Genomic DNA, 16,008 nt, shown 5'->3' with positions numbered 1-16,008 from the left:
TTGTGGTTGGCCGCGGCGGTGCCGGTTAGTGCTGGTCATGTTGGCGCGGTATCCGGGTCTTTTTGTGCAGGAATTGCAACAGCTCGGTTGCGGCGTTGCCGGCATCAAACAGCCGCGGGAAACCCGCGGCGATGCGCTTGCCAATGGCAGTTCGATGGGCACTGTCATTGGCCAATTCGTAGGCGATGTCAACATAGGATTCGCGGCTGCTTGCGATCGAGTCGGTTACGCCGATTTGCTGCAGCATCGCGGTCGTCGGATGACTGGCCATATTGTCCAACGGCAGCGTGACGATCGGTTGACCTTGAGCGAGCGCATAAATTGCGGTGGTGCCGAGGCCAAAGTGGATCGGGTCGAGAATGGCATCGGCATGGCTCAAAATTGCCTGAAAGTCAGCTTTTTCGGCCCAGCGGCGGAAGCGGATGCGTGGCATCAATTCCGGCATCTGCGCCGCCAGTCTGGCGCGCAGCGTTTTGCCCCAACCAGTGGCGATCTGGTCTTCGAAATACAGCACCACGGCGTCGCGGTCGCGGCGCAGGATTTCAGCGACAAGCGTATCGAAATCGGGATGGATCTTCTGCAGCTTTGCCGGCACCAGATAGAAGCGCTCGGTTGGCAGCGCCAGTGCGCTGCGATCGCGGGCATCATGAACCGGGTTCGCTGCGGGGTAGGCCATGGCGAAGTGATTCAGCAAAATCGGTTGCTCGCGATATCGGCTTGCCGGCTGCGGCCCTTCCAACGCCTGCTGACTTAGAAAGAAATCCAGGGTGTCGATGCCGCTGGTTTCCGGATGCCCAGGCAACAGGCATTGCACCGTGGCCAGCCGCGAGAACGCCAGATAATAGGTGAAATTGTCCATGCCGATGTCGCCATACAACATGACGTCAGGCGCGAACGATTCGATCGCGGCCCGCGCACTGACCAGTTCCAGCGGCAACGGCACGACCGGAATTGCGTGCTCACGCAGTTGCTGTTGCAGTGGGTCGGCTTCTTTCAGTTTTGTGTAGACCTGAATAGTCACTTGCCCTTTCGCGGCCATGGCCTGCAACAGCGGCTGGTAGCAGCGGCCGACCGGATGGTCGCGCATAAAAGTCGAGACGAAAGCAATGCGCAATGGACCGCTGCGACGGGGCTTCCGGCAATGTTCGGCAACATGGGTCAGCGAAGGTGCAAGTTTGCGCAGGCTGTCAGCGATGTAGCTCAGCAATGCCTTGTTGTTGCAGCCGTGATACGCAAAATAGAAATAGGTCAGCGGCGCTTCGCGTAGCGGATTGTTGGCGCGGGCGCCGGAGGCGAGGATTTTTTTGATGCCATCCTGGACACGTTGGCGCTGGTGTTCAATATGAGCGTTGGAGAGCGGAATGTTGGCGATATAGGCCGCCGCGTGCATCAGCATGGCTTGCGAGCCGGAGCGCGCTGCGGCTTGTTGACCAATCGCCCAGGCCTCGCGGTCACGATCCATTGCAATCAGCGATTCGATGCAGCCCAGGTAGCCTTCGGTGCGGTCTGGTTCTGCCGCCATCAACTGCTGGGCAATCGGCAGGCAATGGTCAAAGTCGCCGCGCACGCGATAGAGCAGGCTGAGTGCGGCGAGTGCATCGGGGCGCTGCGGTTGTTCGGTCAGGGTTTGCTGTAGCAGGGATTCGGCTTCGGTGAGGTGGCTGTCGGTGCCGAGTTCGATCAAAGTCTTGGCGCGAATGATGCGCAAGATCGGGGTAACGGCCTCGGCCAGTTTGTCAGGGTGGCAAAGCTCTTCGCGACGCTGCAAATTGCGCAGGCAACGCCACAGGCCTTCACGGGCATCGGTATCGGCTGGCGCCGACTGGGTCAGCGCCTGATACTGCGCCAGTGCCGCATCGGTCAGTTTTTGCGCTTCCAGATTGCGTGCCAGCGCATAGCGGGCAATGAGGTTGCTCGGCGCGCAGGCCACCGCGGTTTCGTAGCAGGGGGTGGCTGCGGCAAATTGCTGTTCGCTGTCGTGGGTCTTACCGAGTGCCAGCCACAGCTCGCTGCGCTCTGGCGCCAGCTTCAGCGCGTGATGCAAGGCTTCGCGGGCGCGGTCATATTGCCGCAACTGGCTGAGCGCGACCGCGAGAATGTAAAACGGCGTCGGATCATGCGGCTGCATCTGCAACAAATGCGAGGACAACTGAATCGCACCCTGATGTTGGGCGCTCAGCAGCAATTGCTGCGCGCGCAACAGCGCGTCGTCATAACTGATGGCTGGCAGCTGCATGGTGACGGATGCACTCCAAGGTCGGTTGCCGAGTCTTAGCCAAGACTGACCCGGTGCTACCCGAATCAATGTAGCAACTAGAGTGCCAGAAAGGCGGCGATAGACCGAGGCGGGATGAAATCGGGCTCAGATGAAATTCGGGACCAGTTCAACCCGGGTCTAGTTAAATCCAGACCCAGTTAAATCCAGATCCAGTTAAGTCTTGGTTTGGCCAAAAAACAGGTCTGGCTAAAAACAGGCCTAGTGGAATCCTGCGCCGACGACTTTGGCGACACGTCCCTAGAGCATTTTGCGCAGGGTCGTGCTGACCGGTGCATAGCCGCAGCTCTGCCAGAACAGCACCGCCGGCAAGTTGCTGTGGGCATGCTGGGTATCGATATGGTGAACACCTTGATCGCGCAGCGTGGCTTCGAACATCTCGACCAAGGTTTTGCCAAGTTGCAGGCGGCGGGCATCGGGTTCGACCCATAGTACCTGAATCATGCCGTACAGCGCTGCGGTGGTGAAATCATTGGGCATGCTTTGCAGGCTGCCGGCGATATAGGCCAGTGGCTGTTGCTGGCGTTCGGCGAGGATGACCAAGGCGGTCGGGCTGGCGATCAGATCGGCAAAGTAGCGTTCGACCCGTTGCGGAAAATCCGCCTGCAACGTCAAGGCCGCGCCTTGCTCGGCTTCCTGCTCAGCCAGCGCGCAGGCGCCACGGACGATGAATGGCAGATCGGCTGCGGTGGCTAGGCGCACCGCCAGTTCGCCGGAGCTGGTTGGATTCACGCTGCAGAACTCTCCCTGGCATCAGCCGCTGCCTGGGCAACACTGAGTCGTGCCGGCAGAACGATGGGCTGAGCTTGGCTGCTTCCGTGCAACCGGTCAAGTGGGGCGAGGGTATGGCAACAGCGCGGCAAAACCTTGCCTCCATGCGGACCGCAGAGCGTCGTTCAGGCGCAGGAGCGACTAACGCAGTAGCGACAATACGCTTTGTGGCCCGGCGTTGGCTTGCGCCAGTATTGAAAGTCCCGCCTGCTGCAGCACCTGGTTCTTGGTCAAGTTGGCGGTTTCGGCGGCGAAGTCGGTGTCACGGATGCGTGAACGCGAAGCCGACAGGTTTTCGATCGCGCTACCGAGGTTGGCGATCGTACTTTGCAGCCGGTTTTGCACCGCACCGAGTGCGGCCCGCGAGCTGTCGACAAAAGACAGGGCATCATCCAGCACTTTCAAGGCTTTCTGGGCGCCAATGGCAGAGGCAATGTCGACAGTTGTTACGTCGTCAAGGGTGGCGCTATTGACCGAATTGGCCGCGTTGCCATCGATCGTGGCGGCGCTGGGGGAGGTGGTAAATGATGTGGCGCTGTTCAGCTGAATGGTGCCGATAACACGATAGGTATTGTTGCCGGCCATAGTCACAGTTTCGTCAGCGGAGGAGATGACCGTAGTGCCGTTGTAATCATAACCGCGTCCGGTCATGGCGCCGGTGCCGATGGTAGTAAAGTTATCGATAACAAAGTCATGACCTTCTTCACTGGTCACGATGATTTCGCTGCCATTAACCCGCGCGGTAAACGTCGTCTGGCTGGCCACGGCATTGATGGCATCGGCCATCTGGGTCAGATCGCCGCCAGCGACCGTGGCCTGAATGCGGATGCCTGAGCCGCCGGGAAAGGAGATGCCGAAAGCATAGGTGTCATCAGCAAATGCCAAACCGCTAGCGGTTCGGGCATCGGCAGATACTCCTGTGGTCGACGTTACGGCATTGATCGCGGTAGCCACATTGGCGGCGGAACCGGCGACAGCGATGGTGGTTGTCTGCAAGCCGCCTATCGTCAAATTGCCCGTGACGCCGCTGGGTGGAAACACAGTGTCGGCATCAATGCCGCCTAACACGGTCGTATCGGCGGCCGACGCATCAAACAGATTGTAGCGATACGAACCCATGTTATCGGCTTTGTAATTGCCCAGCGACACATTGATAGTTTCGAAGGCGTTGGCACCGACCTGAAAGGCTTCCGAACCGAACGAGCCGTCCAGAATCTTGCGCGAGCCGAACGTGGTGGTGCTGGCAATACGGGTCAGCTCTTGTTTGAGCTGGTTGACTTCCTGTTGCAGCGCCTGACGTTCGCTACCGCCGTTCGAACCGTTGGCGGATTGCACGGCCAAATCACGCATGCGCAGCAGAATGTTGGTGCTTTCCTGCAAGGCGCCTTCCGCGGTTTGCGCCAGTGAAATGCCGTCGTTGGTGTTACGGACCGCGACCGACAAGCCGCCGATTTGCGAGCTCAAACGGTTGCTGATCTGCAGGCCGGCGGCATCGTCCTTGGCGCTGTTGATCCGGAAACCGGACGACAGGCGCTGGAACACGGTGCCAAGGGCATTACTGGTACCCAGCAGGTTACGCTGGGCATTCAGCGACGATGCGTTGGTTTGAATCACACTGCCCATCTGATAGGTCTCCTTTGCTGCCCCACCCTGAGAATGCGGGCCTACAAAGTCGGTTGGTGCTGATCGCCCTGGCCGGGGCGAAATTCATTTTGTTATCGCAATAACGTCAATACGCTTTGTGGCGAGGCATTCGCTTGCGACAAAATCGCAAGGCCCGCCTGCTGCAGCACTTGGTTCTTGGTCAGGTTTGCGGTTTCGGCGGCAAAGTCGGTGTCACGGATGCGTGAGCGCGAAGCAGACAGGTTTTCGATCGCGCTGCCCAGATTGGCGATGGTGCTTTGCAGACGGTTCTGCACGGCACCGAGCGCGGCGCGCGAACTGTCAACAAACGACAGGGCATTGTCCAGAGTATTTAGTGCCTGCTGGGCGCCAATCGTCGTCGAGATATCGACGTTGGTCACAGCTTGCAACGTGCTGGTGGCAGAGCCCGCAGTGCCGGTGATGGTCGTTGCTGAGGTGGCGACGGTGTATGGCGTGGCACCGTTCAATACCACAGTACCGATGGCACGCATCGAATCTGACCCGGCAAGGTTGCCCGTAGCCCCAGCAAAAGAGGCTGGCAATGCATTGTCGCCTTCGTAGTCATATCCATTAAATGAGATTCCGCTGGCACCGACAGTGGTCAAGTTCTCCAGAATGATATCGTCGCCGGCTTCGCTGGTGAGTTTCACGTTGCTACCGCTGACGGCGGCCGTGATGCCAGTTTTGCCGGCCTCGGCGTTGATGCTGTCGGCCATACTGGTCAAGTCGAAGGTACCAGCGGTGATGGAGGCCTGAATGGACACGGATGAACCCGGTGCGCCGGTCAAGGTGAACGTGTAGGTGTCGGCGCCTGTAAATATCATGTTAACAACAGTACGTGCATCGGCGATCACGCCGGTGGTGCCTGATTCGGCATTGATGGCGGCCGCCGCACTACCGGCCGATAAGCCTGCTAGTGAAATGGCGCTTGAAGTGCCGACGCCGGCAATCGTGACCGTGCCGGCTACATTATTCGGTGCACCCGCCGCGTTCGCGCCAGAAGCGGCCGCGCCAAAACTGGCGCCAAGGTTATTGCCTGCTGTATTGAACAAATCAAAACGATACGAACCCATGTTGTCGGCTTTGTAATTGCCCAGCGACACGTTGATGGTTTCGAAGGCGTTGGCACCGACCTGGAAGGCTTCCGAACCGAACGAGCCGTCCAGAATCTTGCGCGAGCCGAACGTGGTGGTGCTGGCGATACGGGTCAGCTCTTGTTTGAGCTGGTTGACTTCCTGTTGCAGTGCCTGACGTTCGCTACCGCCGTTCGAACCGTTGGCGGATTGCACGGCCAGATCACGCATGCGCAGCAGAATGTTGGTGCTTTCCTGCAAGGCACCTTCCGCGGTTTGCGCCAGCGAGATACCGTCGTTGGTGTTACGAACCGCGACCGACAAGCCGCCGATTTGCGAGCTCAAACGGTTGCTGATCTGCAGGCCGGCGGCATCGTCCTTGGCGCTGTTGATCCGGAAACCGGACGACAGGCGCTGGAACACGGTGCCAAGGGCATTACTGGTACCCAGCAGATTACGCTGGGCGTTAAGCGAGGACGCATTCGTCTGAATGACGTTGCCCATGATAGGTCTCCTTCGATGTCCCGCTCTGAGAAAGCGGAACTTACAAAGTGTCTTTGCTGGCTTGCTGCCTTGGGCAAAGCAGGGCCGACTGCCGGGGTGCACTGAGAATGCAGAACCGGATAATCGATTATCGGCGCGTAGTGTTAAATCTTTAGCGGGATTTACAGCAGACTTTCGTCGGTGCTTTCATTTGAAGAGACAAATGCACGACGCCGAAATGGCGTCAATGAGAGCTGGGATTAGATTTGCAGTTGCTGCACCGTCTGGTAGGCATCAGACATCTGCCAACGCTGGCGCAGGTCGATCACTTCTTCGAGCATTTTCTGCCGGTGGTTGCGGGCCAGTTGGTTCAGAACGCCATCTTCTTTCTGAATTTTGCCCAGCGTTCCCTGCACCAATTCATCAGGATCTGGCAGCGGCTTGCTGGCAAAATAGTGGTCGAGCAATTGCTGTCGCTGCCGTGCCACGGTCAGCATCGCGGTCCAGTCGCTGCTGACCGACAAGGCCTGCAGTTTTTCGCTCAGCGCGACGATTTCCGCCAATGCCGGACTCATGCGGGGCTGCGCTCGGAGGCTTGATTGTCTTTGAACATGTCGACTGCCTGTGGCCGAATGCCATCCCAACCTTCCTTGATGGTCTTCATCAGATGGATGACTTCATCCAGCCCCGAGGCATCATTGTTGGCGCTCGCCTGCGCCAGGCGTATGGTCATGTATTCGTACAGGGCATTCAGTGTTTGGGCGATTTCACCGCCTTTTTGCAGATCCAGACTGGCTTGCAGGCCGCCGATGATCGAAATGGCCCAGCTGACGTTTTCGCCTTTTTTGGCGACGTCGCGGCGTTCGATCATTGCTTTGGCGACGACCAGTTTGGCCAGCGCACCGTCGATCAGCATCTGAATCAGTCGATGGGGATCGGCGGATTCGGTTTCCGAACTGGCGCTGATTTTGGCGTACTGCTTGGCGTATTGCATGGACATGAAAACGATCTCCAAACGACGGTAATGGCGTAGCGAGTGCCTGAAAGCCTGACTATTTCTTGGAACCGGTAGACATGCTTGCCAGGTTCTGGCTGATAAAGGTGGACGTTCCGTTGAACTGGGCAACCAGCGCATCCAGCGCGCCATACTGAGCGCGCAAACGGGTTTCGATTTTTTCCAGCCGCAGCGACAGCGAGTCGCGCTGGCCGGCAATTCGTTGCAGATCCTGGTTCAGTGTGGTGGTGCGGCTTTGCAGCGCGCCGTTCGATCCGGTCTGCGAATCGATATAGCTGATGGTGCGCTGGGCGAGGCCATCCGTTGCACTGAATAGCGAGACAATCTTGTCAAAGCCGCTACTCAGCGCTGTATCCAGTTTGCTGCTGTTCAATTCCAGCGTGCCGGTTCTGGATGTCGTCACGCCGATAGCGGCCAAGCTACCAAATTCGCTATCGACACTGCTGACCGAACCGGTCAACAGATTGCGCAGCCGCTGGGTGATGCTGCGGGCTGAGCTGTCGGCGGCCAATGGACCTTCGGCGCCTTTGACGTTGCTGGTCAGTTTACTGATCTCGGAAAAGGCGCTGTTATAGGCCTTGACGAATTCTTCCACCGCTTTTTTCACTGCCGATTTGTCCTCGGCAATGGTCACTTCGGTAGTTTCCGCTGCGGTGTTGGTTTTCAGCGCCGTGATGGTGATGCCTTCGACCGCCGTACTGTAGGTGTTGCTGGTGCCGGTAACGACATTGCCGTTGATCTTGATTTGGCCATTGGCGGCCGCCTGCGTCGAGCTCATGCCGGTCGAGATGGAGTTCAGCGCGGCATTGGTATTGGTGACGACCAGATCTTTGCCGGTGCCGGTAATCTTGGAGTTGAAAACCAGTTTGGTGCCAGCGTCGGTCGTCGTGATGGTCGCAGTGACACCAAAATTGCCCGTCGCATTGTTAATCTTGTTGCGGATCTGGGTCAGGGTGTCAGTTGCGGAAACTGCAACCGAGAAGGTATTGCCGCCAGCAGAAAAATCGAGCGAACCATCGCCAAAGGTTGCGCTGGAACCGCCGGCTATGACCCCGGATTCGAGCTTGCTGCCGGTCGCCAAGGAAACGACTTCCACCGAAAAGCTGGTGCTGCTGGCTGTTTCACCCGGAGTGACCGTGACGTAACCACTCTGCGACAGAGAGGTGGTGCGGAGTTTGAAATCGGAGGCTGAGTCGAGCTTTTGCAGCGCGGTTTTCAGCGTGCCAAGAATGGATGACAGCGAACCGATACCGGTCAGCGTCGTGGTGGTCTGGGCTTCTTGCCGGTTCAGTCGCTGCTCGACTGGCGCGCGCTCGGCGTTGACCAAGGCCTTGATGATCGAATCGACATCGAGGCCAGAGCCGGAACCTGCAGCAGATATGAGTCCCATGGAACCACTCCTGTATCGTGTCGGTGTCGGCCCGGATGCGGCCGTAACGCACTATCACTACACGCATTCAGGCAAAGCGAGAGCAACCCCCATGCCAAGCCATCATCAGGATGGCTGGCAATGGCCGCTGCTGTTCCAGACAGCAGCCGGCACACCCTACATCCCTGCAGGGCGGAGACTGAGCTTGACTGTCAAACCTCAGCGCGCAACAACAACCCTTTACTATCGACCTGACCTTCGCTGGCGGCCGCAAAATAGCGGGCCAGTTGCAGCAATTCTTCCGACGGGATCTGGCGGATAACTTCATCCGTTTCCCGGTCGCGAACCGTGATTACCGTGATTCCGGTGTCGTCATCGACATCAAAGCGCAGGCTGCGACGGACGCTCTGGGCATTCTGGTTGAGTTCTTCAACCTTGGCCCGCAGCGCTTCCACTTCGGCCTTGCTTTGCTGTTCCAGACGTCGGGCCGTCGTTTGTTCTTCGGCAGCCGGTTTGGCCTGAATCTCGGATTGCGCGACTGGCGCGGCAACTTCTTGCCGGGCGGCAGGGCGCAAGCTCACCACATTGTTGCCGTTGGCAGGCGTAGCGATGTTGACGGGCACGCGGGGTCCACCAGTCAGACTGAGATCAGTTGACATGGTCGTCTCCTGCAACTGCTGCCGCACTTGTCAGTGCAGCGTGTCGCAAAGGGCTTACAACGTTTGCGACCGCACCGAAGGCTACGGTCTTTCGACCGTAGCCAGTGTGCGCCCGTGGGGAGCGGCGGTTCATCATTGCCGTTCCTTATCCGCCACTTACTGCAGCAGCGACAGTACGCTTTGCGGCGAGGCGTTGGCTTGCGCCAGAATCGCTAGGCCCGCCTGTTGCAGCACCTGGTTTTTGGTCAGGTTGGCTGTTTCGGCAGCAAAGTCAGTGTCACGGATGCGTGAGCGCGAGGCCGACAGGTTCTCGATCGCGCTGCCCAGGTTGGCGATGGTGCTTTGCAGACGGTTTTGCACGGCACCGAGTGCGGCGCGTGAGCTGTCAACAAAGGAGGTCGCGTCATCCAGGATCTTCAGCGCTTGTTGGGCGCCAATCGCAGTCGAAATATCGACGGTGGTGACATCATCAAGCGCACCGCTGTTGACGGTCGTGGTGCCGTCAATCGTCGCCGCACTGGCAGTGCTGGTGAACGACTTGGCGCTGTTCAGGGCAACGGTACCGATGGCGCGCATCGCATCATCAGCTGCTTCGGTCAGGATGTCGGTCGAGGCCGCCAAGGCGTTCTGACCGGTGTAATCATAACCCTGCACCGTGATTTGGCTGGTGTTGGTGATGCTGTTCAGGTTGTCGATGGTGATGTCATCGCCTGCTTCGCTGGTCAGAATGATTTCCGAACCGGACACTTTTGCGGTCAGACCGGTCTTGCCGGCTTCGGCGTTGATCGCGTCGGCCATGCTGGTCAGGTCGCCGCCGGCAACGGTGGCTTGAATCGAAACCGCAGTACCGCCTTGTGCAGCCAGGCTGAACGAGAAGGTGTCGTTGTCGAAGGTCAGGCCGATCACGGTGCGGGCATCGGCAGAAACGCCGGTCGAACCGCTGACGGCATTGATTGACGTGGCAACCGACGAAGCCGAACCCGCGACGGCGACAACCGAGGTTGCCAGACCGGCAATGGTCAGGTTGCCGGTGACGCCGTTGGCCGTAACCGAGTTGGCCGCCAGCACGCCGCCCAATGAGGTCACCGCCGCAGCGCCGGCCGCATTCCACAGATCGTAGCTGTACGAACCCATGTTGTTGGCCTTGTAGTTACCCAAGGTCACGTTGATGGTTTCGAAGGCGTTGGCACCGACCTGGAAGGCTTCCGAACCGAACGAACCGTCCAGAATCTTGCGCGAGCCGAACGTGGTGGTGCTGGCAATACGGGTCAGCTCTTGTTTGAGCTGGTTGACTTCCTGTTGCAGTGCCTGACGTTCGCTACCGCCGTTCGAACCGTTGGCGGATTGCACGGCCAAATCACGCATACGCAGCAGAATGTTGGTGCTTTCCTGCAAGGCACCTTCAGCTGTTTGCGCCAGCGAGATACCGTCGTTGGTGTTACGAACCGCGACCGACAAGCCACCGATTTGCGAGCTCAAACGGTTGCTGATCTGCAGGCCGGCGGCATCGTCCTTGGCGCTGTTGATCCGGAAACCGGACGACAGGCGCTGGAACACGGTGCCAAGGGCATTACTGGTACCCAGCAGATTACGCTGGGCGTTAAGCGAGGACGCATTCGTCTGAATGACGTTACCCATGATAGGTCTCCTTCGATGTCCCACTCTGAGAAAGCGGGGCCTACAAAGTTACGAGACGCTGGCAGCTGCTCTGAGAAAGCTCACTACCGACGCCGGTCACGTAGCTCTGGGTGCAACTTCGAGCAAATTCGCAACCTGTCTAGTCCGGCTTGCGCTGAGAACGCAGCGCCGGTCCGAACAGGTTATCGGGCTTGCCTGAGGAAACTTTAAATGGATTTCACAATGACGAACGCGGGCATCTGCCTGGCTGTCTTGGCAGAACCCGTATGGGACCAGCGAATCAGTCACTTACCGAAACTGTTAGCGCCGAAAATTTTTTCTGTCAGTTTTTTGTCAGTTAGCCAAACCGCTTGGCTTCCCGGACTCAACTGGTACATCCATCAAAGACTGTTGCCGGTATTCTGTTTATCAAAAGCCGTTCACCGAAAGCCGTTTACCGAAACCCGTTTGCCATATCCGGTTTGCTCAATTTGCCGGGACTCCGCGCCGGGCCTGAACCCCGCGGCCCGAGAACGTCATTCGGGGAGCGGGGCTCAGGTGGCTGAGCGGTCCTGAGAAAACCCTCAGCCCTGTCCTGCGGAGTCGTCGTCGGTAAGGGCTTGGGGCACTGCGGGTACGGCTACTTCGGTTGCTGCAGACTGGACGGCTCTGGAACTGTACACAGTCGGGGTCATGCCTGTTTGGGTAATACCTGGTTGTCGCCGGCAAGAGCCAGGGTTGCCGGCGACCATCTTGGCGGTCATGGTTATCATCCTTGCAACAGTTGAAGGACGGATTGGCCCTGGGCATTGGCTTGCGCCAGTACGGACAGGCCGGCTTGTTGCAACACCTGGAACTTCGACAGGTTCGCCGTTTCCTGCGCGAAGTCGGTGTCCCGGATGCGCGAACGCGAGGCAGCAACGTTCTCGTTGACGCTGTTCAGGTTCGAGATGGTGCTGATGAAACGGTTTTGCACGGCACCGAGATCGCCACGCACCGAATCGATGGCTTCAATTGCCTTGTCGATCACGATGATGGCCTCCTGCGCGCCGATGCCGGTGGCGATGCTGAGATTGGCCACTTGCTCCAAGCCGGCGCTTTGCGTGCCGATGGCGGCAAAGATATCGGCTGCCAGCGAGGTCACCGTATACGAACGGCTGGAGTCAAACCGCACCATGCCGGCGACCACGGCCGAATCGGTGGCGGCGCCAGGCGTCAACGTGGCAGCCGTCGAACCGGCCAATGCCAAGCCGTTGAAGTCTTCCGGTGTCATCGCGATGGTGCCGTTGGCACCGGCACTGTTGTTGAAATCGGCGATTTTGATATCGGTACCGGTTTCACTGATCAGATGCACATTCTTGTCACCGGTAGCCGGGTCAACGACGATTTCGGCCGAAACTCCAGTTTCCGCATTGACCCGGTTGACCGCATCCGAGATCGCCGACAAATCGGTGACATCAGTGACCGTTGCCGAGATGATGATCGGATTGGTCGTGCTGGTATTGGAGCCATACAGCTGAAATGAAAGCGTGCCCGGCAGGGCCAAGCTCGACAATTGCGCAACGGTGCGAGCCGCTGCGTTGATCCCGGTTTCACTCGAGACAAAATTGACCGCATTGGCGATGTCGCGCGCCGTCGAGCCGGCGGCATAGGTGATGTCCTGGGTGCCGAGGAAGCCGGACAGGGTAATCGTATCGCCGGCGACCGCATTGACCGCGTTGGTGGCGTTGTCGGCCAAGGTCGCGCTGGCATCAAGCAAATTGACGCCGGCACTGGTGTCGACGCGGTAGGAGCCGGTGGCATCGGCGCGGACGTTGCCCATCGTGACGCTGATGGTTTCGAAGGCATTGGCACCGACCTGGAACGAGCGCGAACCGAACGAGCCGTTCAGCAGCACCGCGCTGCCGAAGCGCGTGGTTTCCGCAATCCGGTTCAATTCGGATTTCAGCTGCGCAACTTCTTGTTGCAGCGCCGAACGTTCTGACGGGCCATTACTGCCGTTGGCCGATTGCACCGCCAGATCGCGCATCCGTTGCAGCAGGTTGGTGGCTTCACCAACCGCGCCTTCTGCCACTTGCGACAGCGAAATGCCGTCATTGGCGTTACGGGCGGCAACGGTCAAGCCGCCGATTTGTGAGCTCAGTTTGTTGGAGATTTGCAGCCCAGCCGCGTCGTCTTTCGCCGTATTGATCCGAAAGCCGGACGACAGTCGCTGGAACGTTACGTTGAGTCCGTTCGACGTCCCATACAAGTTACGCTGGGCGTTGATGGACGCAATGTTGGTGGCGATCACGCTTCCCATTTCTTACTCCTCAGTCTTCGACGCGTCAGGCCTGCTGGCTTCAAGACGCTTACAAAGTTGCCGGTGTAGGAAAGGAGTTCGTGCTGGGACTTTTGCCGCCGCCATCAGTCATGGATGAGTCATGACAAATCGCAGGCACAAAAAAGCAGGAACGTCCTTTCGTGTTAGTCGGCTGGTGGAGCTGAGAACACCCCTGCCTAGCCGTGGGGAACACTGAGAACATTCCTGCCACGTCGAGCGATTCATGCTGAGACACAACTCGCTCGTCCGGGTTATCGACCCGCCCTGACAAAGCTTGAGGATTTTTTTTTAATTGAGTGGAGGCGAGCGGTTGGCCGGTTGCACAGGCCGGGCATAAACGAGCGGAATGGCGCGAGCGAAGTCGGCCTCAAGCCTCTTTAATGCAAAGCGCGGATTTTATTCAGCGTTATGGCGGATTCTTTCGTTACGGGCGGCTGCCGTGGCGGTTCGCGCAGGCCAGGCAGGTTGGTAGCCACATTAAGGCAAGGCGTATGGCAGGCGGGCTGTGGAGGCGGCAAATGCAACCACTTGCCGCGGCGGCAAGGTCTTGCCGCTTTGGCTCTTGTCTGAGCTGCCATGCGGTCGCAGCAACCGTGGCAAGGCGGCGGCAAACGCCTTGCCGACGCGGCGCGCAGGAAAAATGGCAGGGCGGTCCGGAAATTGCGCCAGCGAACGCGCTGTTTGCACGTTGATTGCTGCAGCAATGCGGGCAATAAGCGTTAGGAATCGCCGGCTTTTCCTGCTTTGCGACGCCGAGATAGGCACCTTGGCACGCCACTTGCTGAGTGAAGGGCGTCCCGAGACACGAATGTCAGTTCCCATGATAGGTCTCCATTTGCGCATCGGTGACATCTCCGGAGAAAACGAGGCCGTTGCTGCCGGGTGCTGAGAACATCCGATAGTGATAAGGCTTCACGAAGACGTACCTTGCGGTGCTGAGAACACTTCAGGGAATGCGGCTTCAGTCGTACGGTAAGGGGCTTAGGGTGACTTAAGCCCCTTTCTTTTTGCGCGGAAAAAGCCGCTCGCGCCGCGGTGGCTGCGCAGGCTTGTGTTCACGCTGCATGGATCCCGCAATGGCGATCCGTCGTGCCGGCTCGCGAAGCCTAACGATCCAGAAGATCCATTTCGCTCAGGAACGTGTGTACAAGCTGCGATTACATCGCGAAAAGAGTGCTGCCAAGAATTTGACAATTCTCGACCCGTCTTCTATCCCTTATTCCAACTTCTTGAACTGACGTCAGTTTTTTTGTGGAGCGCGGGTATCGTGTGGCGAGAATTGCAGTTGTTGGTGCTGGATGACGATATCGAGCGCCGTCAGCGCCTGGGGATCATCCTGGAGTTTCTGGGTGAGGAGTGCGCCCCTGCCGACAGTCGCAACTATCGGGAATTTCTGACCGAAAACCGCCGCTATCTCGGCGTTGTTCTCGGCACCATCGCGCCGGCCGATGCCAAGACCGTGCTGCAGGCGCTGCATCAGCATGATCGGCAGGCGCCGGTCTTGCTGCTGTCTGGTGGCATTCCGGTGCAACAGTTGGAGCCCGTGCTGCAGCCACATGTGGTCGGCACGCTGGATGTGCCGCTGCGCTACGCACAGTTGCTGGATTTGCTGCATCAATGTCAGGTCTGCCGCAACAACCAGCATGCAACCCGGGTCGGTGATCGGTCAGTTGAATTGTTCCGCAGCCTGGTTGGCAACAGTAAAGCAACGCAGGAAGTGCGCCGCTTGATCGAGCATGTCGCCCAGACCGATGCCAGCGTCTTGGTGCTCGGCGAAACCGGTACCGGCAAAGAAGTTGTCGCCCGCAATCTGCACTACATGTCGGCGCGCCGAACCAAGCCATTCGTGCCGGTCAATTGCGGGGCGATTCCAGCCGACTTGCTGGAAAGCGAGTTGTTTGGTCACGAAAAAGGCGCGTTCACCGGCGCCATCACGGCCCGACAGGGGCGCTTTGAACTGGCGCAGGGCGGTACGCTGTTTCTCGACGAAATCGGCGACATGCCGATGGCGCTGCAAGTCAAATTGCTGCGGGTTCTGCAGGAAAAAACCTTCGAACGGGTCGGCAGTAACCGCACCGTGCAGGCCGATGTCCGGATCATCGCGGCAACGCATCGCAATCTCGAACGTCAAGTTGCTGACGGCAAGTTCCGTGAAGATTTGTTCTACCGGCTGAATGTTTTCCCCATAGAAATGCCGCCACTGCGTGATCGCCGTGAAGACATTCCGTTGCTGGTCAATGAACTGATTGCGCGTCTGGAAGCGAGCGGGGCGCCGGCAGTTCGGCTGTCGCCGAATGCACTGGTCAGCCTGAGCCGTTACGACTGGCCGGGCAATGTCCGCGAGCTGGCCAATCTGATCGAACGTTTGGCGATTCTGTATCCCTATGGCGTGGTCGATGTCGGTGATCTGCCAACCAAGTACCGTCACGCCGAAGGCCTGACGGTTACCTCAGCGCCGACCCTGGCGGGCGAGGATCGCAGTGGCGCCATGGTCAACAGCACGGTCGCTGTGTTGCCGCGTGACGGTCTGAATCTCAAGGACTATATGGCGGAGCTGGAAATCGCCTTTATCAATCAGGCCTTGAGCGAAGCCGGTGGCGTGGTGGCGCGCGCGGCGGAACGGCTGCAGATGCGTCGGACCACTTTGGTCGAGAAGATGCGCAAGTACGGTATGGGTCGCGGCGAGGAAATGACGGAAGCTTGACGTCAATTTTTACTAGTCAGCATATCGTACTGATTTAAATAGAAAAAATATCTTGGCATAGTCCCTGCATTATTG

Annotated in this window: 11 protein-coding genes; 1 reads left to right on the top strand and 10 read right to left on the bottom strand. The window is 58.5% G+C overall.

Annotated features, from left to right (window positions below):
* Positions 1-25: 25 nt before the first annotated feature.
* The 10 genes from HPT27_RS13555 to HPT27_RS13510 all read right to left on the bottom strand — a co-directional run bounded on the left by HPT27_RS13555 (position 26) and on the right by HPT27_RS13510 (position 13,208).
* The gene (locus tag HPT27_RS13555; protein ID WP_172244390.1) at positions 26-2,236 is read right to left on the bottom strand and encodes a tetratricopeptide repeat protein; all 2,211 of its coding nucleotides are present in this window, start codon (positions 2,234-2,236) and stop codon (positions 26-28) included.
* Between the two features lie 279 nt (positions 2,237-2,515).
* Positions 2,516-3,007: a GNAT family N-acetyltransferase gene (locus HPT27_RS19360; RefSeq protein WP_172244388.1), complete on the bottom strand. Its 492-nt coding sequence runs from the start codon at positions 3,005-3,007 to the stop codon at positions 2,516-2,518.
* A gap of 180 nt (positions 3,008-3,187) precedes the next feature.
* Positions 3,188-4,669 carry a flagellin gene (locus tag HPT27_RS13545; protein WP_172244386.1) on the bottom strand — a complete coding sequence of 494 codons (1,482 nt, stop codon included), beginning with the start codon at positions 4,667-4,669 and terminating at the stop codon, positions 3,188-3,190.
* Positions 4,670-4,761: 92 nt separating this feature from the next.
* The gene (locus HPT27_RS13540) at positions 4,762-6,267 is read right to left on the bottom strand and encodes a flagellin N-terminal helical domain-containing protein (protein ID WP_172244384.1); all 1,506 of its coding nucleotides are present in this window, start codon (positions 6,265-6,267) and stop codon (positions 4,762-4,764) included.
* 239 nt (positions 6,268-6,506) lie between these two features.
* Positions 6,507-6,821 carry a hypothetical protein gene (locus HPT27_RS13535; protein ID WP_172244382.1) on the bottom strand — a complete coding sequence of 105 codons (315 nt, stop codon included), beginning with the start codon at positions 6,819-6,821 and terminating at the stop codon, positions 6,507-6,509.
* Positions 6,818-7,246 (bottom strand): flagellar export chaperone FliS, encoded by a 429-nt coding sequence (gene fliS, locus HPT27_RS13530; RefSeq protein WP_211197964.1) that lies wholly within the window; start codon positions 7,244-7,246, stop codon positions 6,818-6,820. Before fliS ends, HPT27_RS13535 begins: the two co-directional genes overlap by 4 nt.
* Positions 7,247-7,298: 52 nt before the next feature.
* Positions 7,299-8,651: a flagellar filament capping protein FliD gene (gene fliD, locus HPT27_RS13525; RefSeq protein WP_172244380.1), complete on the bottom strand. Its 1,353-nt coding sequence runs from the start codon at positions 8,649-8,651 to the stop codon at positions 7,299-7,301.
* A gap of 191 nt (positions 8,652-8,842) precedes the next feature.
* Positions 8,843-9,289, bottom strand: a complete 447-nt coding sequence (locus tag HPT27_RS13520; RefSeq protein ID WP_172244378.1) for a flagellar protein FlaG — start codon at positions 9,287-9,289, stop codon at positions 8,843-8,845.
* A gap of 156 nt (positions 9,290-9,445) precedes the next feature.
* Entirely contained in the window at positions 9,446-10,927 is a 1,482-nt protein-coding gene (locus HPT27_RS13515) for a flagellin N-terminal helical domain-containing protein (RefSeq protein WP_172244376.1), read from the bottom strand.
* Between the two features lie 748 nt (positions 10,928-11,675).
* A complete protein-coding gene (locus tag HPT27_RS13510) occupies positions 11,676-13,208 on the bottom strand; it encodes a flagellin N-terminal helical domain-containing protein (RefSeq protein ID WP_172244374.1) in 1,533 nt (510 codons plus the stop codon).
* 1,288 nt (positions 13,209-14,496) lie between these two features.
* Between HPT27_RS13510 and HPT27_RS13505 the strand changes: the two genes are divergently transcribed.
* On the top strand, positions 14,497-15,933 hold the full coding sequence (locus HPT27_RS13505; RefSeq protein ID WP_172244372.1) for a sigma-54 dependent transcriptional regulator: 1,437 nt from the start codon (positions 14,497-14,499) through the stop codon (positions 15,931-15,933).
* Positions 15,934-16,008: the final 75 nt, after the last annotated feature.

The sequence above is a fragment of the Permianibacter fluminis genome (assembly GCF_013179735.1).
GTDB classification, from domain to species: Bacteria; Pseudomonadota; Gammaproteobacteria; order Enterobacterales; family Permianibacteraceae; genus Permianibacter; species Permianibacter fluminis.
Note: the sequence above shows the minus strand (reverse complement) of the source record. Positions and strands in the feature narration are given on the sequence as shown.

Bases quoted from the DNA above. Each gene is read 5' to 3' on its own strand.
- HPT27_RS13555 (WP_172244390.1), bottom strand. From the start codon at position 2,236: ATGCAGCTGCCAGCCATCAGTTATGACGACGCGCTGTTGCGCGCGCAG.
- HPT27_RS13545 (WP_172244386.1), bottom strand. From the start codon at position 4,669: ATGGGCAGTGTGATTCAAACCAACGCATCGTCGCTGAATGCCCAGCGT.
- HPT27_RS13540 (WP_172244384.1), bottom strand. From the start codon at position 6,267: ATGGGCAACGTCATTCAGACGAATGCGTCCTCGCTTAACGCCCAGCGT.
- HPT27_RS13535 (WP_172244382.1), bottom strand. From the start codon at position 6,821: ATGAGTCCGGCATTGGCGGAAATCGTCGCGCTGAGCGAAAAACTGCAG.
- fliS (WP_211197964.1), bottom strand. From the start codon at position 7,246: ATGTCCATGCAATACGCCAAGCAGTACGCCAAAATCAGCGCCAGTTCG.
- fliD (WP_172244380.1), bottom strand. From the start codon at position 8,651: ATGGGACTCATATCTGCTGCAGGTTCCGGCTCTGGCCTCGATGTCGAT.
- HPT27_RS13520 (WP_172244378.1), bottom strand. From the start codon at position 9,289: ATGTCAACTGATCTCAGTCTGACTGGTGGACCCCGCGTGCCCGTCAAC.
- HPT27_RS13515 (WP_172244376.1), bottom strand. From the start codon at position 10,927: ATGGGTAACGTCATTCAGACGAATGCGTCCTCGCTTAACGCCCAGCGT.
- HPT27_RS13510 (WP_172244374.1), bottom strand. From the start codon at position 13,208: ATGGGAAGCGTGATCGCCACCAACATTGCGTCCATCAACGCCCAGCGT.